This is a genomic window from Actinomadura hibisca NBRC 15177 (genome assembly GCF_001552635.1).
GTDB lineage: Bacteria > Actinomycetota > Actinomycetes > Streptosporangiales > Streptosporangiaceae > Spirillospora > Spirillospora hibisca.
In genome coordinates this window covers 40650-59883 of the sequence record NZ_BCRO01000006.1, presented here as the reverse complement: position 1 = coordinate 59883, position 19234 = coordinate 40650, and the positions used below count along the sequence as shown (strand labels likewise).

The window sequence follows — 19234 nt, the reverse complement described above, 5'->3', positions numbered from 1 at the left end:
GTCGTCCACCCCGTCGTCCACCCCGTCGTCCACCCCGTCGTCCACCCCGTCGTCCACCCCGTCGTCCACCCCGTCGTCCACCCCGTCGTCCACCATGGCGGACCTGCTCGGCCTGGGAGGAACCCGCCCGTGACCACCGAGACCACCAAGCCCACCGAGCGCACCCCCGTCCCCGCGGACCCGCGGCCCGGCCGCCGCACCCTGCTGGCGGGCTGGGGCCTGATCGGCTGGGCCCTGGTCCTGGCCGCCGCCGTGTACTGCGGCTGGTCCGGCTGGGGCCTGTGGAGCGAGACCGGCGATCCCGACCGCGACCCCGGCCGCGAACGCGACCTGGTGCTGCGCACCGGCCGCAACCAGGTCGCCGCGCTCAACACCATGGACCCCGGCCGCGTCGAGACGGGCCTGCGCGCCTGGCAGGACGCCGCCACCGGCCCGCTGCGCGACCAGCTCGCCCGCGACGCCCCGCAGAGCCGCCAGAAGATCACCAGGGCCCGCACCGCCGCCACCGGGACCGTGGTGGCCGCCGCCCTCACCGCCCTGGACACCCGCGCCGGGGAGGCCCGCCTGATCGCCTCGGTGCAGATCCGCCTGACCCCGCCCGGCGGCGCCCCCGTCCTGCAGCGCAAGCGCTACGAGGCCGGGCTCACCCGCACCCCGGCCGGGTGGCGGCTCAAGTCGCTCACCGCGATCCCGGCCGGAGCCCGCTGACACCCCGGGGGAGAGGACCCACGTGAGCATCACCGAACAGGCCCCCGCGACCGACGCCGGGAACGCCCGGAACAAGGCCGAGGACCGCGCCGCCGCGCGTCCCCGCCGCCTGGCCCGGCTGCGCGCGCTGGCAAGGCCACTGCTGGTCGCGCTGGTGCTGGTCGCCGCCGGAGGCGCGCTCCAGTACACCGAGGGGCAGGCCCGCCACGCCTCCCCGGCCGCCGACCGCGCGCTGCTGGACGCCCCGGCCACCACCAAGGTCACCGGCGACGTCGCCACCGCCGTCGGCCGGGTGTTCACCTACACCCCCGGCGACACCGCCGCCACCGAACGCGCCGCCGCCGAGGTCCTCACCGGCCGCGCCGCGAGCCAGTACCGGCAGCTGTTCGGCCAGGTGCGGCAGCAGGCCCCCACCCAGCAGATCGCCCTGACCAGCCGCGTCGTGCGGATCGGCGCCACCCGCCTGACCGGCGACGCCGCGACGCTGCTGGTGTTCCTCGACCAGACCGCCACCCGCGCGGGCCGCCCCGCCGGAACGCCCGCCGCCGCCCAGCTCACCGTGACCGCCCGCCTGCTGGACGGCCGCTGGCGCATCACCGACATCCGGTCGAGCTGACCGCCCGACCCCGCACAAGGAGGTGCCACCGGTGGCGGACACCACGACCGACGAACAGGAAACGCCGGCCAAAGCCGAGCCGAGCAAGGAAGACACCGAAGAACGCAGCGCCAGCCCTCGCCCCGCCCGCCGCGCCGACCCCCTCCCCACCGTCGCGGCGGTGCTCGCGCTGCTGGCGGCGTGCTGGGCGGCCTGGTCGGGCTGGTCCTGGTACGCGGCCGCGCACGACGAGGGACGGCACTACTCCCAGGAGCGCGAGGAGGTCCTGCAGAGCGGCGTCCAGGCCGTCCAGAACCTCAGCACCCTCGACCACCGCGACATCGCGGCGGGCCTGCGCACCTGGCTGGACTCCTCCACCGGCGAACTCCACGACCAGCTCGTCCGCGACCGCGCCCGCTTCGAGGAGCAGGTGCGCAAGGCCAAGACCGTCACCGGCGCCCGCGTCCTGGAGGCGGGCGTCGCCGAACTCGACGACCGTGCCGGACGCGCCTCGGTCATCGCGGCGGTGCGGATCACCGTCACCCCGCCCGGCGGCGAGCCCGCCGCCAAGCAGAGCCGCCTGATCGCCAAGCTGACCCGCACCCCGGCGGGCTGGAAGGTGCACGCGCTGGGCCCGGCCGCCGTGGGCGTCTCCGGTGACTGACCAGCGCCCGAAAGGACGACCCGTGAAGAGGCTTGAGGACACCGCGCGCCGGGCGGCGAAGCATGCGCGCCGTCCCGTCGTGCTCGCCGCGGTGACGGTGCTGCTGGGCGGCGCGGGCCTGTGGTCGCACCAGCAGGCCGCCGCGCTGGGCGACGGCCCCGTCGTCCGCAACACCGCCCTCACCGACAACGCCCGCACCAGCGAGGTCAAGGGCGCCGTCACCGAGGCGGTGAACGGCGCGTTCTCCTACACCTACGCCGACCCCGCCAAGTCCGAGGCCGCCGCCCGCGCCGCGCTGACCGGCCCGGCGGTCGGGCAGCACGCCACCATGTTCGCCGGGGTGCGCAAGGAGGGCCCCGCCCAGCGGCTGGTGCTCACCACGACCGTCACCGACGGCGCGGTGACGCTGCTGACCGGCGACCGCGCCCGCCTGCTGCTGTTCGCCGACCAGCACAACACCCGCGCCACCGACGGGCGCGACGCGTCCGCGCCCACCATGCTGGCGGTGGACGCGGTGCGCCGCGACGGCCGCTGGAAGCTCTCCGCCATCGACGCCTTCACCGGCAGGTAAGGCCCGACCCGTTCAGCGGGCGGGTCAGCGGGCGAAGGCGATGGCGGTCCCGGCGCTGATGACCACCGCGAGCACCACCATCACCAGCGGTGAGCTGAGCGGGTTCTGACGCCGGGGCGACACGATCGCCGCCGGTCGCCGCCGCGGGCGCGGCTCCGCCTTCACCTGGGGACGCGGCGCGGGCGGCTTCGCGCGCGGCGGCTCGACCCGCTGCGGGCGCGACGCCACCGGACGCGGGGCCGCAGGAGCCGCGGCGGGAGCCACGGGCCGCGGCTCGGGGCGCGGCGGGGGCGGCTTGACCGGCGGCGGCGCGGCCTCGGGCGGCGGAGGCTTGAGCGGGGCCGGTTCGGGCGGCGGCGCCGGTTTCGGAGGGGCCGGTTTCGGGGGCGCGGGCTCGGGCGGCGGCACCGGCTTGGGCGGTGCCGGTTTGGGAGGTGCCGGTTTGGGTGGGGCGGGCTTGGGCGGCGGTGCCGGATCGGGCGGGGGGATCGGCTCCGGCTCGGGGCAGCCGCAGGCGACGGTGCCGATCCCGACGCCCACGTGCACCACGCCGCCGACGTTGACGCACACCTCGACGTCGGCGGCGGCCTGCGGCATCGGCATCAGCACCAGGCCACCGGTGAGCGTGGCGGCCAGCACGAGGACGCGGCGCACGTCAGCCTCCCGAGGAGATGCGCCGCATCTCCGCCAGCACGCTGGTGAAGGCGTCCGGCTCCACGGCCAGCGCGCCGGTGAACACGTGCATGATGTCCAGGCACAGGTAGACGCCGACGCCCAGCAGCCCGGCCATCAGCGCCAGCGGCACCAGCGCCATGCCGCGCGGCCGCGCGCCCGACAGGAACGGCAGCAGGATCACCAGCAGGCCGGTGAGCAGGGTGATGACCAGCAGCCCGGCGGGGGGAGTGGTCTTGGCGTCCATGGCGCGCTGGTGGCGGGCGGTGGAGATCTGGGCGATCTGGTCCAGCATCGCGCTGCGGGCGTCCTTCTCCTCGTCCTCCCCGGCGGGCAGTGCCAGCGCGGCGCGGCGCAGCCGTTCCAGGCGCGTCCAGCCGTCGGGGCTGAGCTTGCCGTCGGCCATCATGCGCCATTCGGAGTCGCGCACGAAGCGGGCGTAGTCGCTCAGCCCGTCCTGGAGGGGCGCGCGCAGGGGGGTGGGCAGCCGCTCGGCCGTCCAGGCGGCCTCCACGACCGCCTGGCCCTCGGCGTAGGTGTTGAGGCGGGCGGAGTCGGCCGAGGTCCACGGCACCACGATCGCCACCGCGAACGCCAGCAGGAACAGCGCCGAGATCATCGCGCCGGTGTGCCCGGTGGTGGGCCCGTCCGGGGCGGCGTCCTCGGTCCCGCGCTTGACCAGCCGGGCGGCGATGAGCACGACGCCGATCGCGCAGGCCGCGGCGAGCAGGTAGACAGGCATGACCCTCTTTTCCGGAGCCGGGCACGGCGCGGACCACCACATGATCCGCTACTGAGGGTGATTATAGAATCACCAACCGTGCGAGAGGAGGGTTTTGCCGGATCACGGGGACGCCGGATGCGCCCGTCTCACAGGGCGTGCGTCACCCGCGGGTCGGTGGACGCCACCGGCGCCTCCGCGCCCACCCAGGCGCGGCCGCCGAAGTGCCGGGTGAAGATCTTCTCGGCGGTGCGGGTGGCCAGCGCCTGGGTGGTGAGGGTCGGGTTGGGGCCGCCCAGCGAGTTGGCCAGCGCCGAGTTGTCGGCCACGTACAGCTTGCGCACCCAGCGGCTCTCGGCGTCGGCGGTCAGCACCGAGTCGGCCGCCGAGCGCCCCATCCGCATGGAGGAGTGGACGTGCAGCAGCAGCGGCGCCCAGTCCAGCCGGTACACCTTACGCGCGCCCGCGCGTCGCAGCAGCTCGGTGGCGCGCCGGGCGAGGAACTCGCGGTTGGCGGCGGTGCGGCGGGTGCGGGTGCGGCCGTCCAGCGACACCTTGGGCGCGGCCCCGTGCGCGTCGGGCGGCAGCACCGACAACGACACGCGGTTGCGGGCCTGCACGTCGTCGTCGGTCAGGATCAGGATGTTCAGCAGCCGGTCGACGCCGTTGAGCAGGGCGTCCTTCAGCTCTGGGCCGATCACGCGCCCGGCGCGGCCGTCCCAGGGGCCGGTCATGCCGCGCCCGTTGGTGTAGCGGCCGCGCACGCCGCTGCCCGACAGCGCCATCTGGTACGCCTGGATGGCGGGGCCGACGCCGAGCTGCTCCAGCGCGCCGTGCCCGGGGAAGTCGCAGCGCGCGGCCGAGCTGGGGCCCTTGGACGAGCCGGTCTCCTCGTCGAACAGGCCGGTGACGCCGTCCAGGAAGTGGTCGGTGTAGCCGCGTCCGACCCAGCCGTTGGGGTTGGGCAGGCCGCTGTTGAGCCACAGCCGGGGCGTCTCGGTCGCGCCGCCCGCCAGCACCACCACGCGGGCGTCCTCGCGGTGGCGCTCGCCGGTCGCGCCGGTGCGCCAGGTGACGCCGGTGGCGACGCTCTCGCCGCCGCGCCGCTCGGTGTGCACCTTCACCACGAACGAGTCGGGCAGCAGCGTGACGTCCCGGCCGCCGCGCGCCCACGCCGAGGCCGTCATCGCCATGGGGACGTAGCTGTTGTCGGTGGAGCGCTTGGCGTACTGGTTGCGCGGGGCGCGGACCGGCTCCATGCAGCCCTGGAGGCAGAACCCGCAGTAGGTGCAGCCGGTCGCCTGCGGGTAAATCAGCCGCGCGGGGTCGGTGGTGCGCCCGGCGGTACCGCCGGGCTGGAGGATGGCGTTCTCCTGGGGGCGGTAGGAGGCGCGCAGGGTGTCCTTGGTGGTCTGCACCGGGATGCCGAGGCGTTCGGCGCCCCGGAAGAACACCGTCTCCTTGGTGCCCATGGCGGCGGTCTGCACCGGCAGCGTCGCCTCGACCCACTCGTAGTAGGGGATCAGCTCCTCGTAGCGGAAGGGGAAGGCGTGCGCGCGGTCGTAGGCGTCGCGGTCGGGGCCCTCGTATCCGGCGAACACGCCCCGGAAGGCGCGCGGGGAGTTGCCGTAGTAGTGCTGGGTGGTGCCGCCGACGCCCGCGACCTGGAGGATGAAGGAGTTCTGCGGCTCCTCGCGCAACCAGGCGGGCTTGCGGCGGTCGGCGGGGCCGAAGCGCAGGAACCCGGTCAGCGGGTTGTTGGCGTCGTTCTCGAAGTGCGTCCAGGACGCGCGGGGGTCGGTGTGGTGCGCGCCGCCTTCCAGCAGCAGCACGTCCAGGCCGCGCGCGGCCAGCTCCTTGGCGACCACCGGGCCGCCGCCGCCCGCGCCGACCACGATGACGTCGCGCATCAGCCGGTCACCTTCTTCCGTCCCTGGTAGTAGCCCCGGTACTCGTCCCAGCCGTCGACGGAGGGGGAGTAGCCCGACACCTGCCAGCCGACGGGGCGGCCCTTGAGCCTCTTGGTGGCGGGGTCGAACACCGCCCATTCGGAGTAGGCGCCCAGCGCGGACAGCTCCAGCAGCGTGCCGCCCAGGAACCGCAGCAGCCCCGACACGGTGCCGCGCAGCGGTTCGGGCAGCCGCCCGTCCAGCATCTCGACGAGGGCGGGGTCGGGGCCTTCCAGCAACTCGAACACGCGCGCCTTGCGCGCGTAGGTGAGCCGCGCGAACGGCGCGGCGAACGGGCCGAACAACGACGCGGGGTCGACGCGCACGGCCTGCAAGTTCAGCAGCAGCGCTACCACGCCCGCCAGCGGGATCGTGGCCTCACCGTCCAGCAGCCGCCGCAGCCCCTGGTCGACGCGGCGTTCGGCGGGGGCGGGGCGGCCGGGCGCGGCGGGCAGCCCCAGGCGGCCGGTGTCGTGCGCCAGCGCCCGGGTGAGGGGGACCGCCAGCAGGTCGGGGAAGGGGAGATAGCGGTCCAGGGCGTCGATGAGGAAGTCGGGGACGCGCGCCTCGATCGCGCCGGGCTCGCGGCGCGGCGTGCCCTGCTGGCGGGAGAACGGGTCGGGCCCGGGGGCGACGAACACCGCCAGCCCGCTCATCGCGTCGCGGGTCAGCAGCGCCAGCGCGTCCTGCACGGCGCGCACGTCGCCGTCGGGACGGGGGGCGGCGGAGGCGGGGGATTCAGGGAGGGCGGGGAGCAGCGGGACGGCGGCCAGCAGGCCCGTCGCGCGCAGCACGGCCCGGCGGCCGGGCGGGAGCGGAACGGCATTCATGAACGTTGCCTTTCATCAATCCGTGCCCGCGACGGTAGGCCGCCCGCGCCCTGGACGGGAGGGCCCCGCGTGGCCGATGGTGTCCAGCGCGAACACGTTTACGCCCGGGAAAAGACGAACGTCCTGTTCACCGCCGGACGTCCCGTCCAACACCCCGTTCCCGACCTCGGATCAAAGAGGTTCTTGTGTCGGGACGTGCTGATGATGGAAGATCTCGCGTATACGCGGTTTCGGCGCGGAAGATTGCGCGAAAACAGGCCGCTGGCAGCAATGCCGGACCCGAGGGGAGGCGGCGATGGCGCCGCAGCGCAAGCTCGATCTCGATCCCGAGGTGGTGCGCACGGCCCGGCGGCTGGCCGCCCGCGCCGCCGAGCCGATCATCGAGATGGCCCGGACCCACACCACCGTGTCGGTGGAACGCGCCCTGCTGCGCCTGGCCGGGCTGTCGGGCGCCGACGGCGAGGGCCGCCCGTGGGCCAACCACCTGGCCGACGCCGTCCGCGACCAGGTCGGCCTGGAGCACGGCGTCGCCCTGCCGGTCTGGGACGCCCTGGCGCGCGGCCCCTACGGCTCCCTGGCCCACCTCGCCCGCGAGGCCGCCCGGGGCCGGGTGAAGTTCCGCCTCCCGGCCGGCTCCGACGCCGCCACCGCCACCGACGCCGCCCGCAAGGCCGCCCGCTCGGGCATCACCCGCATCGACCGCCGCCGCGCCGAACGCGACCGCATGCTGCGCGACACCGGCGACCCCGCCCAGCCGTGGATCTACCTCATCGTGGCGACCGGCGACATCTACGAGGACATCCCCCAGGCCCAGGCCGCCGCCCGCGAGGGCGCCGACGTCGTCGCGGTGATCCGCTCCACCGGCCAGTCGCTGCTGGACTTCGTCCCCGAGGGCCCCACCCGCGAGGGCTACGCCGGCACCTACGCCACCCAGGACAACTTCCGGCTGATGCGCGCCGCGCTCGACGACGTCTCGCGCGAGCTCGGCCGCTACGTGCGGCTCACCAACTACGCCTCGGGCCTGTGCATGCCCGAGATCGCCACCCTGGCCGGGCTGGAACGCCTGGACATGATGCTCAACGACTGCATGTACGGCATCATCTTCCGCGACATCAACCCCCGCCGCACCTTCGTCGACCAGCGCTTCTCCCGCCAGATCCACGCCCGCGCCGGCATCGTCATCAACACCGGCGAGGACAACTACCTCACCACCGCCGACGCCGTGGACGCCGCCCACACCGTCGTCGCCAGCCAGCTGCTCAACGAGCGCTTCGGCCACGAGGCGGGCCTCACCGACGCCCAGCTCGGCCTCGGCCACGCCTTCGAGATCAACCCGGCCGTCCCGCAGTCGTTCCGGCTGGAGCTCGCCCACGCCCAGCTGGTGCGCGAGCTGTTCCCCGACGCGCCGCTGAAGTACATGCCGCCCACCAAGCACATGACCGGCAACATCTTCGCCGGGTACCTGCTGGACGCCTTCTTCAACCTGGCCGGGGTGATGACCGGCCAGTCGATCATCCTGATCGGGATGATGACCGAGGGCATCCACACCCCCTGGTTGTCGGACCGCGACCTGGCGCTGGAGAACGTGCGCTACGTCCGCGACGCCTGCGGCGGCCTGGCCGACGACTTCGTGCCCCGCCCCGACGGGTTCGTCGCCCAGCGCGCCCGCCAGGTGCTGGGCGAGACCGTCGAGCTGCTGGACAAGGTCGCCGGGGACGGCATGCTCACCGCCATCGCCGAGGGCACCTTCGGCGTCACCCGCCGCCCCGCCGACGGCGGCAAGGGCCTGGACGGCGTGGTCGAGCGCGCCCCCGGGTACCTCAATCCCGCCATCGAGATCCTCGACGCCGAGGACCCGCACGGCGCCCGACCCGGCGCCCACGCCGAGCAGGAGGTGCCCGCGTGACCGTCGAAAGCCCTCTGGGCAACACCGAGGCGCCGGCCGAGCCCGCCGACACCCGGCAGGTCATCCGCCCCTACGGCGACACCACCGGCGACGGCATGGTGCAGATGTCGTTCAGCCTGCCGGTGCCCGCCGGAAAGCGCGCCGAGGCCGCCGCGCTCCAGCTCGCCGCCAAGATGGGCCTGGAGCCCGCCAGCGTCGTGCACGCCAAGCCGATGGGCCCCGACTTCACCTTCTTCATCGTCTACGGCCGCGTCGGCCACCTGATCGACTACGCCTCCATCCCCGCCCCGCCCGAGCGCGAGTACCCGCTGCTGGCCGCCCCCGAGGTCAACCGCGCCATCCGCCGCGCCCTGGGCCGCCGCCTGGTGATCGTCGGCGCGTGCATCGGCACCGACGCCCACACCGTCGGCATCGACGCCATCCTCAACGTCAAGGGCTTCGCGGGGGAGAAGGGCCTGGAGTACTACGGCGAGATCGAGGTGGTCAACATGGGCGCCCAGGTCACCGTCGCCGAGCTGGTCGAGCGCGCCAAGGCCGCCGACGCCGACGCGGTCCTGGTCTCCCAGGTGGTCACCCAGAAGAACGCCCACCTGCACAACACCAAGCAGATGGCCGCCGCCTTCCACGCCGAGTACCCCACCGCCGTCGCCGCCGGGATGGGCCGCCCCCTGCTGGTGGTCGGCGGCCCCCGCTTCGACACCGTCGCCCCCGAGGACCTGGGCGTGGACCGCATCTTCGGCAAGGGCACCACCCCCGCCGAGGTCGCCTCCTACCTGGTGCACGCGCTGCTGCCCGCCGACGCCCTGGCCCCCGACCCCGCCGACGGCCCCACCGCCACCCCCGACGACGCCCACAACGCCACCCGCACCGACGCCCAGCCCGACGACCCCGCCGAAGGAGACACCGCACCGTGAGCGACGACCCGCGCCAGGGCCTCCAGGTCACCCACCGCCGCTACGTGCCCTACGCCCACGCCCACTACGCCGGGAACCTGGTGGACGGCGCCTACGTGCTCGGCCTGTTCGGCGACGTGGCCACCGAGGCGTGCGTCCGCTGCGACGGCGACGAGGGCCTGTTCGCCTCCTACTCCGACGTGCAGTTCCGCGCCCCCGTCCGCGCCGGGGACGTGCTGGAGGCCACCGCCACCGTCACCCGGGTGGGCCGCCGCAGCCGCACCCTGGAGTTCGAGGCGCGCGTGGTCTGCCGGGGCCGCCCGGACAAAGGGGAGAGCGCCGCCGAGGCGCTGCCCGAACCGATCGTGGCGGTCACCGCCACCGGCACCGTGGTCGTCCCGGAAAGTCCGGTGTGACCGGTGTGCCCCCGGTGACCGGCGGGAATTCCGCGAACGCCGTGATCATGAGGTTGAGCAGCCCAAACAACGGGTCCTCGCAGGGCACGCGGCGGTTGACAAGGCTGCGGAAGTGGGTAGTTTTGCTGCAGTCCAGCACGGGACTCACCGATCGGCCGCTCAGCACGCCGCCGGACACCGCGCCAGGACGGCACCCCGTGCGCCCCGCGCACGCCGCCCGTCCGAGCCAGACGTGGTGCCCCGCCGCCGCGTCAGGGTGGAGCCGCCCGATCGGGCGGGGGGTTGGACCCGGGAAAGGGCCCGGACATCCAGTAGAAAACGGAGCCCCGCTCCCACCGCCTGTGGGACGACTCCGGCCCGATGGATGTCACGGGCCCTTCTCCGTGTCCACCACCGTGCCCGGCACACCCGCCGCCACCCCCGCCGCCACCGCCCCCGCCTCCCGATCGTGATCCCGGCGCAGGTCGTGCAAGGTCCGCCGGGGCGGTAGCGTCTGCGCCAGACGAGCATCGGACAAGGAGCCGCGGTGGCGCAGGAGACCCTTCCGGACCGGCAGTCGGCCGCAGAGCCGCCTCCCGGCGCGGCCGACGCCGCCCGCCGGGGCCCGCTGGCCGGGCTGCGGCGCACCGGCCGCGACGGCTGGGCGCGGCTGGGCGCCGCGATCGCCGCCGGACTGATCATGTGGGCGGCGTTCCCGCCGGTGGACCTGACCCCGCTGGCCCCGGTCGGCGTGGCGGTGCTCACCCTCGCCCTGCGCGGCACCCGCGCGCGCACCGGCGCCTGGTTCGGCTTCGTGGCGGGCGCGGCGTTCTTCCTGCCGGTCCTCACCGGCATCGTCAAGATCGGCCCGGACGCGTGGATCCTGCTCAGCCTCGTCCAGGCGCTGTACTTCGTGCCGATGGGCGCCGGGATCGCGCTGGCCTCCCGGCTGCCCGCCTGGCCGGTGTGGACCGCCGCGCTGTGGGTCGCCGAGGAGGCGCTGCGCGGCCGCCAGCCGTTCGGCGGCTTCCCCTGGGCGCGGCTGGCCTTCAGCCAGACCGCCACCCCCCTCACCCCCTACGCCTCCTGGGGCGGCGCGCCGCTGGTCACCTTCCTGACCGCGCTGCTCGGCGGCCTGCTCGCCTACGCCGCCCTCGCCCTGTGGCGCGCCCGCACCGCCCCCGCCGACGGCTCCGGGCGGCGCGCCCCCGTCCTGCACGCGGTCGCGGGCCTGGCCGCCGTCGCCGCGATCGTCGGCGGCGGGCTGCTGATACCGACGCCGACCGCGGGCAAGCCCGTCACCGTCGCGGTCATCCAGGGCAACGTGCCGCGCCTCGGCCTGGACTTCCTCGGCCAGCGCCGCGCCGTGCTGAACAACCACGTCCAGCGCACCCGCGAGCTGGCCGCCATGGTCCGCGAGGGCAAGGTCGCCCGCCCCGAACTGGTGGTGTGGCCCGAGAACGCCAGCGACCTCGACCCCTACACCGAGCCCGACGCCCGCGAGGCCATCGACGGCGCCGTCCGCGAGATCGGCGTGCCCGTCCTGGTCGGCGCGCTGGTCGACACCCCCGACGGCCGCAAGGTCGAGAACCGCGGCATCGTCTGGGACCCCGCCACCGGCCCCGGCGACTACTACGTCAAGCGCCACCCGGTCCCGTTCGGCGAGTACCTGCCCTTCCGCGACGTGCTCACCAAGCTGATCACCCGCTTCGAGCGCATCCCGCGCGACTTCGCCAAGGGCGACCGCTCGGGCGTCATGAAGCTGGGCCCGGTCGCCATCGGGGACGTCATCTGCTTCGAGGTCGCCTACGACAAGGAAGTACGCGACGTCGCGGCGGGGAACATCATGGTCGTGCAGACCAACAACGCCACCTACGGCAAGACCAGCCTGCCGCCCCAGCAGATCGCGATGTCCCGGCTGCGGGCCGTCGAACATGGCCGTACGATCTTGGTGGCCGCCACGAGCGGGATCAGCGCGGTCATCGCGCCCGACGGCCGCGTGCTCGACCGGTCGCGGGAGTTCGTCCCCGACGTCCAGGTGGCGCGGGTGCCGGCGCGCACCGCGCGCACGCTCTCCGACCGGCTGGGCGCGGCGCCGGAGTGGGCGCTGGCCGCGCTGGCCGCGGGGGCGGTCGCGGCGGCCGGACTGCGGAACAGGAACAACGAGGGGAAATGACACCGATGGACATCCCAGCCGGCCTCGGGCGGGTGCTCGTGATCATCCCGACGTACAACGAGCGGGAGAACATCGAGGCCATCGTCGGCCGGGTGCGCAAGGCCGTGCCGTCGGTGGACGTGCTGGTGGTCGACGACAACAGCCCCGACGGCACCGGCGACCTCGCCGACGCCCTGGCCGACGCCGACCCCCAGGTCCGGGTGCTGCACCGCACCACCAAGGACGGCCTGGGCGGCGCCTACATCGCCGGTTTCCGCTGGGCGGGCGAGCAGGGCTACGACGTCATGGTCGAGATGGACGCCGACGGCTCCCACCAGCCCGAGGAACTGCCCCGGCTGCTGACCGCCCTGCAGGACGCCGACCTGGTGCTGGGCGCCCGCTACATCCCCGGCGGCAAGGTCGAGAACTGGCCGGTGCAGCGCCAGCTCATCTCCCGCGGCGGCAACCTGTACGTCAAGCTCATGCTGGGCATGCCGCTGCGCGACGCCACCGGCGGCTACCGCGCCTTCCGCGCCGCGACCCTGGAGAAGATCGGGCTGGACGGCGTCGACTCGCGCGGCTACTGCTTCCAGATCGACCTGGCACGCCGCGCCCTCCAGCAGGGCCTGCGCGTGGTCGAGGTTCCGATCACCTTCGTGGAGCGCGTGCACGGCACCAGCAAGATGAGCCGCGACATCGTCGCCGAGGCGATGGTGCGGGTGACGCGGTGGGGCACGGCCGACCGGCTGTCGCGGCTGGCCCGGCTGCGCGGCGGCCGCTGACCGCCGCCACTGATCGCCGCCACTGAGAACCCCCGCCCGGTCCGCCCGCGGACCGGGAAACGAATGGCCGGGGTCCGGCGTTGTCACAGGTGACGACCCTCCCGCCGACCCGAAGATGGAGCCATGCTGCCGCTGGTGATGGTCCTGGCGTTCCTGCTGATGCCGATCCTGGAGATCTACGTGATCATCCAGGTGGGGCAGGTGATCGGCGGCTGGCCCACGGTCGGGCTGCTGCTGGCCGAGAGCCTGCTGGGCGGCTGGATCGTCCGCCGCGAGGGCCGCCGCGCCTGGCGCGGCCTCCAGGCCACCTTCGGCCGCGGCGAGATGCCCGACCGCGAGCTGGCCGACGCCGCGCTGGTGCTGGTCGGCGGCGTGCTGCTGCTGACGCCCGGCTTCGTCAGCGACCTGTTCGGCTTCCTGTTCGTGCTGCCGCTCACCCGGCCGCTGGTGCGCCGGACGCTGCTGGCCTACGCCGCCCGCCGCGTCAAGGCCGCCACCGGCCCCGCCATGGGGCCGATGATCTTCCCGCCCGGGGTGGACCCCTTCGGCCGCGCCCCCGAGCGCCCCGGCTCCGGCGCGCCGCGCGGCCCCGTCGTGCGGGGCGAGGTCCTGCACGACGAACCCGACAAGCCCTGACGAGGCTCTGAGCGAGCCCTGAGCAGGCCCTGGCAAAGCGAACGGGCCCGGACCGTCATTGTCGACGGTCCGGGCCCGTTTCCGGGGCTCAGGTCGTGCTCAGGCGCTCCTCCTGCGCCCGGCGCGCAGGATCTCCAGACGTTCGGCGAGGACCTCCTCCAGATCCTCGACGGTCCGGCGCTCCATGAGCATGTCCCAGTGGGTCCGCGGCGGCTTCCCCTTCTTGGCTTGGGGCAGCTCGCCGTCCACCCGCAGGGCGGTGGCGCCGCAGCTGCGGCATTCCCAGGTCATCGGCACCTCGGCCTCGGCCGCGAGCGTCACGGTGAACCGGTGGCCCTTGGTGCAGGTGTAGTCCACCTCTTGGCGCGGGGCCAGATCGGTGTTGCGATCGTTCTCGTAGCTCGTCGCTCCGAGTCGGGTGCCGCGAAGTGCGCGCTCGGCCATCGTCACGTGCCTCCCAGACGGCTTGCCGGTCTTGTTCTGACCAACGCTGGATACCGTCACAAGATTCCCTCTCGGGGGCCGTTCCAACCCTGCACTTTCCCGCCGTCCGGGCCGTCCGCGCGAAACCGTCAGCGAACGCCGCCCGCGCCGCGCACCGTCACGTCCCCACTCGGTCGGTGCTGTCGATGACGTGGTCGACGAACCCGTACTCGCGGGCCTGCTCGGCGGTGAACCACCGGTCCCGGTCGGAGTCGGCCTCGATCCGCTCCAGCGGCTGCCCGGTGTGGAAGGCGGTGCGCTCGGCCAAAGTCCGCTTCAGGTACAACGACTGCTCGGCCTGGATCTTGATGTCGGACGCGGTGCCGCCGATGCCCCCGTGCGGGCCGACCTGGTGAACCGGGTCGCCTACGCCGGGGAGCGCGTGGCGCTGACGCGGCGCGGCAAGGTGATCGCCGCCCTGGTGTCGGCCGAGGACCTGGAGTTGCTGGAGCAGGTGCGCGAGGGACGGCTCGACCTCACCCAGACCGGCCGGCCGTCCACCTCGCCCTCACCCTCACCCTCACCCTCGCCTTCGCCGGAGCAGCCGAACGCCGCGCCGCTGCGGATCGCCGCCGAGTACCGCCCACCGGGCCCGCCTCACCCGCCCGGCTTCCGCCGCTGACCCGGCCTCCGCGCGGCACCACGTCGCGACGGCCTGCGCCGGACGCCCCTCATCACGCGCCAGCCCCGTCGCCCCGGCGACTTCGCCGACGGCGCGGCATCGAGCCCCTGACCTGGACGATCACGTCCGGGCCGGGGGCTCGCGCATTCGGCGGGAAAGTGAAGGCGGGGTGCGGTTGATACCCCTGTGACCGCCGATCGCGCCATGGAAAGGCACCACATGACAGGGGATCCCCCACCCCGCCCGGCCGAGCGTTTCGAGGAGGTCGTCGACGCCTACTACGCCGAGATCCACCGGTACGCGGCCAGGCGGCTCGGGCCGGACGCCGCCGACGACGTCGCCTCGCAGACGTTCCTGGAGGCGTTCCGGCAACGCCGGCGCTACGACCCCGAACGCGCGGGCGTGCGCACCTGGCTGTACGGCATCACGACCAAGGTCGTCAGCCGCCACCGGCGGGCCGAGGTCCGCGCCCTGCGGGCCCAGGCCCGGCTGGGGCCCGGCCGCGGCGGCGAGGAGCACGCCGACCGGACCGACGCGCGGGTCAGCGCGCAGGGGCTGCGCGGCGAGCTCGCCGGGGCGATCGCGGCGCTGCCGCGCGGCCAGCGCGAGGTGCTGCTGCTGGTGGCCCTGGCCGACCTCGGTCACGACGAGGTCGCGGCGGCGCTGGGGATCTCCTACGGCACGGTCGGCTCCCGGCTGAACCGTGCCCGAACCACGCTGCGCAAGGCGCTGGGCGGGACCAATCCGATGCTCGCTTTGGAGGAACAACATGGATGAGGTGCGGATGGTCCGCGACGGCTATGCCGAGCCCGTTCCGCCCACGCCCGAGGAGCTGGCCCGCAAGGTCGCCGGGGTGAAGGCGCTGCTGGCCGAGCCGCCGCGCCGCGCGGTGCCCCGTCCCGCGCCGCGGTTGTGGTGGGGGCTGGGCGGCGCGGTCGCGGCGGGCGCCGCTGCGGCCGTGGCGGTCACGCTCGTCGGCGGGAACCCGGCCGCGCCGGGGGACCCGTCCGGGCCGCTGACGCTGGACGGCAAGGCGGCGGTGCTGGCGGCGGCCGAGAAGGCCGAGCGGCAGCCCGCCGGGCTCTACTGGCACGCCGACCAGATCCAGGGCCAGGCGTACGTGCTGCGCCCCAGGACCGGGGCCTACGCCATCATCGGCGCGCACGGCGAGTCCTTCGGGTGGTGGGGCGTCGAGTCCGGCATGGGCGAGGCGTACTACGCCCGTGACCTGCCGGCGCGTCCGGTGTCGGCCCGGGACGCGGAGTCGTGGCGCGCGGCCGGGTCGCCGTCGAGCTTCCGGGTCTGGTCGGGCGACGCCTTCCACACCTACACCGCCAAGGCGACCGCGTGGCGGTCGGAGGGCGCGGAGGCGGGCGTCCGGCCCGGGGGCGGCGGGAAGTTCCTGGGCGACATGTCGGCGGAGGACCTGCAGAAGCTGCCGACCGATCCGGCCGCGCTCGCCGAGCGGTTCCTGAGCCGGGCGGAGACGGAGAAGGCGGCGGGCGTCGGGCCGGGGCGGGGCGGCGACCCGGGCGGGGCTCCGGCGACGGCCGAGAGCAAGATCATGCGGGTGGCGTCGCTGCTGGGCGGCGCGCCGGTGCCGCCCAAGGTCCGCGCGGGCCTGATGCGGGCGCTGGCGGCCCAGCCGGGCGTGCAGGCCGTCGGACGGTCCACCGACCCGCTGGGACGCCGGGGCGTCGCGCTGGCCGCCGCCGAGCGCACCACCACGATCACCGGGGAGTCCGGCACGGCCAAGGCCGGGCAGGGGACCTACCGCTCCCGCTCGGTGGTGCTGTTCGACGAGCGCACCGGCGCGCTGCTGTCGCAGCAGGAGGAGCTGACCGTGCCCGGCGGCCCGTACGCGGGGATGCGGCCCGGCTTCGTCATCAACCACCAGACGGTCCGCTCGGCGGCGTGGAGCGGTAGCAAGCCGACCCCTCCGGCCGCGCTGCCGTTCGGCTGATCCGCTGCCGCCGCCCCCGCCTGCCCGCTCCGGGCCGGGCGGGGGCGGCGGCGCGTCCGGGGTCAGCCGGTAGCGGGCACCGGGCGGGGCCACAGGCCGCGCGCGGCCATGACGTGGCGCAGGGTCACCAGCTCGTCGGTCATGATGCCGTCGATGCCGAGATCGAGCAGCCGCTCCATGTGCACCGGGTCGTTGACGGTCCAGGCGTGGACCTGCAGTCCGAGCCGGTGGGCGTGCTCGACGAAGGTCTCGGTGACGAACGGCATCGGGCCCAGGCTGTACGGGACCTGCGCGCAGGCGACGCCGGTGGCCGCCAGCCGCACCAGCTTGGCGGCCGGGCCGCCGTAGGAGCGGGCGCGCAGCGCCGCCACCCCGCGCGGGCCCAGCGCCATGCACACCGGCTCGTCGGTGAACAGCGGCAGGCGGGCGCGCATCTGGGCCAGGCGGCGGGTGGAGAAGGAGGTGATGCAGATCCGGTTCCAGGCGCGGGTGCGGTGCAGGGCGCGGGCGAGGGGGCCGATGACCGGGGCGTCCTTCAGGTCGATGTTGACGCGCGCCTCGGGGAAGGAGCCGAGCAGGTCCTCCAGGCGGGGGACGGGCTCGGTGCCGCCGATGCGGGCGCGGGCGACCTCGGCGTAGGGCAGCTGGGCGATGGTGCCGGTGCCGTCGGTGACGCGGTCCAGGGTGCGGTCGTGGAAGGCGACCACGACGCCGTCGGCGGTGGCGTGGACGTCGGTCTCCAGGTAGCGGTAGCCGAGGTCGACGGCGCGCTGGAAGGCGGCCATGGAGTTCTCGGGGCGGCCGTTCCCGCCGCGGTGGGCGAAGGGGATCGGGCCGTTGTGGTCGAGGAATTCGTACGAACGCGGCACTCACCCGATTATGGCCGCTGCGCGGGCGTCCGGCGATCCGGGCCTCGCCTTACTTTGTCAAGGCGGGTGGTGGTGCTGCTACCGTCCTGTGCCGTCGTGGCCGTACCGAGGAGAGGAAGCCGCCGATGGCGAATGCGGAGCAGTACCGTGCGACGTTCGAGCTGGTGGACGTGGATGGGGACGGGTTCATCTCGCCGGGCGAGCTGAAGAGCCTGATGCGGGCGCTGGGGCAGGAGATCAGCGACACCCGCGCGGTGGAGGTGGTGGTGGCGGCCGACGCCAACCGGGACGGCAAGATCTCGCTGGAGGAGTTCGCGGTCCTGATGGAGCGGGGCGTCGCCTGACCGGGCACGGCCCGCCCTGTGTTCCGGACGGGCCGTGCCCTGGGATCAGCGCTGAGGGATCAGCGCTCAAGGGTCAGGGCGGGGGGATCAGGGCTCGCCGGCCCATTCGCGGCGGCGGGCCTCGGCCAGCGCGACGGCGGTCGCGACGGCGACGTTGAGCGAGCCGACGCGGCCGATCTGCGGGATGTAGGCGACGGCGTCGGCGGCGGCCAGCAGGGCGGGGGAGCAGCCGTGGTCCTCGCCGCCGACCGCCAGGCACACGTCGCCGTCCAGGGGCGCCTCGTGCAGGGGGACCGCGTCGCCGGTCAGCTCGATCGCCACCAGGCGCAGGCCCCGCTCGCGGACCGCGGCGGCGGCCTGGGCGGCGGTGCCGGCGTGGCTCCAGGGGACTAGGCGCTCGGTGCCGAGGGCGGTCTTGGCGACGTTGCGGTGGTCGGGGGCGATGGCGTTGCCGGCCAGCCACAGGTGTTCCACGCCGAAGACCGCGGAGCTGCGGATGATGGAGCCCATGTTGAAGGGCTGGGTCACCGATTCGACCAGCAGGTCGAGGCGGCCGTGGGTGCGGCGCCGCCAGTCGCGGTTGAGGCGCTTGACGTCGGTGGGGCGGAGCTGGCGGCGCGGGCCCTGGTGGGTGCGGGTCGGGTCGGTCACTGGGCTGGGCCTTCCTGCGGTCGGTCGGAGACGCGGGCGGAGACGTGGAGCACCCGGTAGGCGGACCGGGAGGCGATCCGCTCGGTGGGGAAGCCCTGGTCGTTCAGCCACCGCTGCAGGGAGTCGGAGCCGAGGTGCTTCTGGACGACGAGGTGGGCGTGGCCGTGGGGGGTGAGGCGGGGGAGCCAGGTGAGCAGCAGCTCGTGGAGGGCGGGCTTGCCGATGCGGATGGGCGGGTTGGACCAGATCGCGTCGTAGCGCAGGGCGGGGTCGATCTCGTCGGCCAGCCCGAACCTTACTTTGTCAAGGGCAGCGGCGTTGGCATTCCGTCGCGCCAGATCAAGCGCCCGCGCATTGACGTCCACGCCCCACACGCTCGCCTGCGGCGAGCGGGTCGCCATGGTGAGGGCGATGGGGCCGTAGCCGCAGCCGACGTCCAGGAGGTTGCCGGTGGGCGGGGGTGCGGGGGCGGTCTCCAGCAGGATGCGGGTGCCCAGGTCCACGCGGTCGGGTGAGAAGACGCCGCGGTCGGTCTCCAGGCGCAGGTGCAGGTCGGGCAGCACCAGGTCGATGGTGCGCGTGCGGCTGGCGGTCTCGGGCCGTTCGGCGAAGTAGTGTTCCCCCACGTCGTGCGACCTTACCGGCGTCGGGCGGGTGTCGGTGCGCGGTGGGCCTGTGGCGGGGGCGGTGCGGGGCTGCGGTGGGGCCGGTCGGGGTATGGGGTGAGGGGTGGCCCCGGGGGTGCTCGTGGGGCGGTCGTGGGTGGCGGCGGGGTCTGGCCGGGGGGCTGGGCGGGGTCGTGAGTGCGGGGGCGGGATGGTCGTT

Annotated in this window: 22 protein-coding genes and 1 pseudogene; 14 read left to right on the top strand and 9 right to left on the bottom strand. The window is 74.6% G+C overall.

Annotated elements, in window-relative coordinates; translation table 11 throughout:
- Nucleotides 1-129 precede the first annotated feature (129 nt).
- From AH6_RS02590 to AH6_RS02575, 4 genes are read left to right on the top strand one after another with little or no spacing between them, the layout of a single operon-like run.
- Nucleotides 130-708 (top strand): hypothetical protein, encoded by a 579-nt coding sequence (locus tag AH6_RS02590; protein WP_083982149.1) that lies wholly within the window; start codon nt 130-132, stop codon nt 706-708.
- A 22-nt stretch (nt 709-730) separates the two neighbouring features.
- Complete coding sequence (locus AH6_RS02585; protein WP_245679144.1) at nt 731-1324, top strand: hypothetical protein; 594 nt, start codon at nt 731-733, stop codon at nt 1322-1324.
- Between the two features lie 31 nt (nt 1325-1355).
- A complete protein-coding gene (locus tag AH6_RS02580) occupies nt 1356-1967 on the top strand; it encodes an Rv1363c family protein (RefSeq protein WP_174555068.1) in 612 nt (203 codons plus the stop codon).
- Between the two features lie 22 nt (nt 1968-1989).
- Nucleotides 1990-2538, top strand: a complete 549-nt coding sequence (locus AH6_RS02575) for a hypothetical protein (RefSeq protein WP_067472794.1) — start codon at nt 1990-1992, stop codon at nt 2536-2538.
- A 24-nt stretch (nt 2539-2562) separates the two neighbouring features.
- Here AH6_RS02575 and AH6_RS02570 read toward each other — a convergent pair whose 3' ends face one another.
- From AH6_RS02570 to AH6_RS02555, 4 genes are all read right to left on the bottom strand, one after another.
- A complete protein-coding gene (locus tag AH6_RS02570) occupies nt 2563-3192 on the bottom strand; it encodes a hypothetical protein (protein WP_067472791.1) in 630 nt (209 codons plus the stop codon).
- A 1-nt stretch (nt 3193) separates the two neighbouring features.
- Entirely contained in the window at nt 3194-3952 is a 759-nt protein-coding gene (locus tag AH6_RS02565; RefSeq protein WP_067472788.1) for a bestrophin-like domain, read from the bottom strand.
- A 128-nt stretch (nt 3953-4080) separates the two neighbouring features.
- Nucleotides 4081-5841: a GMC family oxidoreductase N-terminal domain-containing protein gene (locus tag AH6_RS02560; RefSeq protein WP_067472785.1), complete on the bottom strand. Its 1761-nt coding sequence runs from the start codon at nt 5839-5841 to the stop codon at nt 4081-4083.
- Nucleotides 5841-6710, bottom strand: coding sequence for a hypothetical protein (locus AH6_RS02555; protein ID WP_067472782.1), 870 nt, complete (start codon nt 6708-6710; stop codon nt 5841-5843). The genes AH6_RS02560 and AH6_RS02555 overlap by 1 nt, the downstream gene beginning before the upstream one ends.
- 295 nt (nt 6711-7005) lie before the next feature.
- Here AH6_RS02555 and kamD point away from each other — a divergent pair, with 295 nt between their 5' ends.
- The 6 genes from kamD to AH6_RS02525 all read left to right on the top strand — a co-directional run bounded on the left by kamD (nt 7006) and on the right by AH6_RS02525 (nt 13477).
- On the top strand, nt 7006-8616 hold the full coding sequence (gene kamD / locus AH6_RS02550) for a lysine 5,6-aminomutase subunit alpha (protein ID WP_067472779.1): 1611 nt from the start codon (nt 7006-7008) through the stop codon (nt 8614-8616).
- Nucleotides 8613-9530 carry a lysine 5,6-aminomutase subunit beta gene (gene kamE / locus AH6_RS02545; RefSeq protein WP_174555067.1) on the top strand — a complete coding sequence of 306 codons (918 nt, stop codon included), beginning with the start codon at nt 8613-8615 and terminating at the stop codon, nt 9528-9530. The genes kamD and kamE overlap by 4 nt, the downstream gene beginning before the upstream one ends.
- Complete coding sequence (kal, locus tag AH6_RS02540) at nt 9527-9925, top strand: 3-aminobutyryl-CoA ammonia lyase (RefSeq protein WP_067472776.1); 399 nt, start codon at nt 9527-9529, stop codon at nt 9923-9925. Before kamE ends, kal begins: the two co-directional genes overlap by 4 nt.
- 526 nt (nt 9926-10451) lie before the next feature.
- Nucleotides 10452-12080 carry an apolipoprotein N-acyltransferase gene (gene lnt / locus AH6_RS02535; protein WP_067472773.1) on the top strand — a complete coding sequence of 543 codons (1629 nt, stop codon included), beginning with the start codon at nt 10452-10454 and terminating at the stop codon, nt 12078-12080.
- A 5-nt stretch (nt 12081-12085) separates the two neighbouring features.
- Nucleotides 12086-12841 (top strand): polyprenol monophosphomannose synthase, encoded by a 756-nt coding sequence (locus tag AH6_RS02530; protein ID WP_067472770.1) that lies wholly within the window; start codon nt 12086-12088, stop codon nt 12839-12841.
- Nucleotides 12842-12964: 123 nt separating this feature from the next.
- A complete protein-coding gene (locus AH6_RS02525; RefSeq protein WP_067472768.1) occupies nt 12965-13477 on the top strand; it encodes an FxsA family protein in 513 nt (170 codons plus the stop codon).
- A gap of 99 nt (nt 13478-13576) precedes the next feature.
- Here the strand turns inward: AH6_RS02525 and AH6_RS02520 are convergent, their stop codons facing one another.
- Both AH6_RS02520 and AH6_RS02515 read right to left on the bottom strand, forming a co-directional pair.
- On the bottom strand, nt 13577-13921 hold the full coding sequence (locus tag AH6_RS02520; protein ID WP_067472838.1) for an RNA polymerase-binding protein RbpA: 345 nt from the start codon (nt 13919-13921) through the stop codon (nt 13577-13579).
- Between the two features lie 157 nt (nt 13922-14078).
- A pseudogene (locus AH6_RS02515) lies at nt 14079-14360 on the bottom strand (ATP-dependent Clp protease proteolytic subunit); the annotation flags it as partial.
- Here AH6_RS02515 and AH6_RS02510 point away from each other — a divergent pair.
- The 3 genes from AH6_RS02510 (at nt 14298) to AH6_RS02500 (ending at nt 16545) form a co-directional block, all read left to right on the top strand.
- Entirely contained in the window at nt 14298-14582 is a 285-nt protein-coding gene (locus tag AH6_RS02510) for a type II toxin-antitoxin system prevent-host-death family antitoxin (protein WP_157431217.1), read from the top strand. The pseudogene AH6_RS02515 and the gene AH6_RS02510 sit on opposite strands and share 63 nt — an antisense overlap.
- A gap of 219 nt (nt 14583-14801) precedes the next feature.
- Nucleotides 14802-15359: an RNA polymerase sigma factor gene (locus AH6_RS02505; protein WP_067472765.1), complete on the top strand. Its 558-nt coding sequence runs from the start codon at nt 14802-14804 to the stop codon at nt 15357-15359.
- Nucleotides 15352-16545 carry a CU044_5270 family protein gene (locus AH6_RS02500; RefSeq protein ID WP_067472762.1) on the top strand — a complete coding sequence of 398 codons (1194 nt, stop codon included), beginning with the start codon at nt 15352-15354 and terminating at the stop codon, nt 16543-16545. The genes AH6_RS02505 and AH6_RS02500 overlap by 8 nt, the downstream gene beginning before the upstream one ends.
- Before the next feature lie 62 nt (nt 16546-16607).
- Here AH6_RS02500 and AH6_RS02495 read toward each other — a convergent pair whose 3' ends face one another.
- Nucleotides 16608-17414, bottom strand: a complete 807-nt coding sequence (locus AH6_RS02495) for a glycerophosphodiester phosphodiesterase family protein (protein WP_067472759.1) — start codon at nt 17412-17414, stop codon at nt 16608-16610.
- A gap of 125 nt (nt 17415-17539) precedes the next feature.
- Here AH6_RS02495 and AH6_RS02490 point away from each other — a divergent pair, with 125 nt between their 5' ends.
- Complete coding sequence (locus AH6_RS02490; protein WP_067472756.1) at nt 17540-17758, top strand: EF-hand domain-containing protein; 219 nt, start codon at nt 17540-17542, stop codon at nt 17756-17758.
- An 87-nt stretch (nt 17759-17845) separates the two neighbouring features.
- Here the strand turns inward: AH6_RS02490 and AH6_RS02485 are convergent, their stop codons facing one another.
- Together AH6_RS02485 and AH6_RS02480 are read right to left on the bottom strand one after the other, a co-directional pair.
- Nucleotides 17846-18409: a TrmH family RNA methyltransferase gene (locus AH6_RS02485; protein ID WP_067472753.1), complete on the bottom strand. Its 564-nt coding sequence runs from the start codon at nt 18407-18409 to the stop codon at nt 17846-17848.
- On the bottom strand, nt 18406-19035 hold the full coding sequence (locus tag AH6_RS02480) for a class I SAM-dependent methyltransferase (RefSeq protein ID WP_067472750.1): 630 nt from the start codon (nt 19033-19035) through the stop codon (nt 18406-18408). Before AH6_RS02480 ends, AH6_RS02485 begins: the two co-directional genes overlap by 4 nt.
- Nucleotides 19036-19234: the final 199 nt, after the last annotated feature.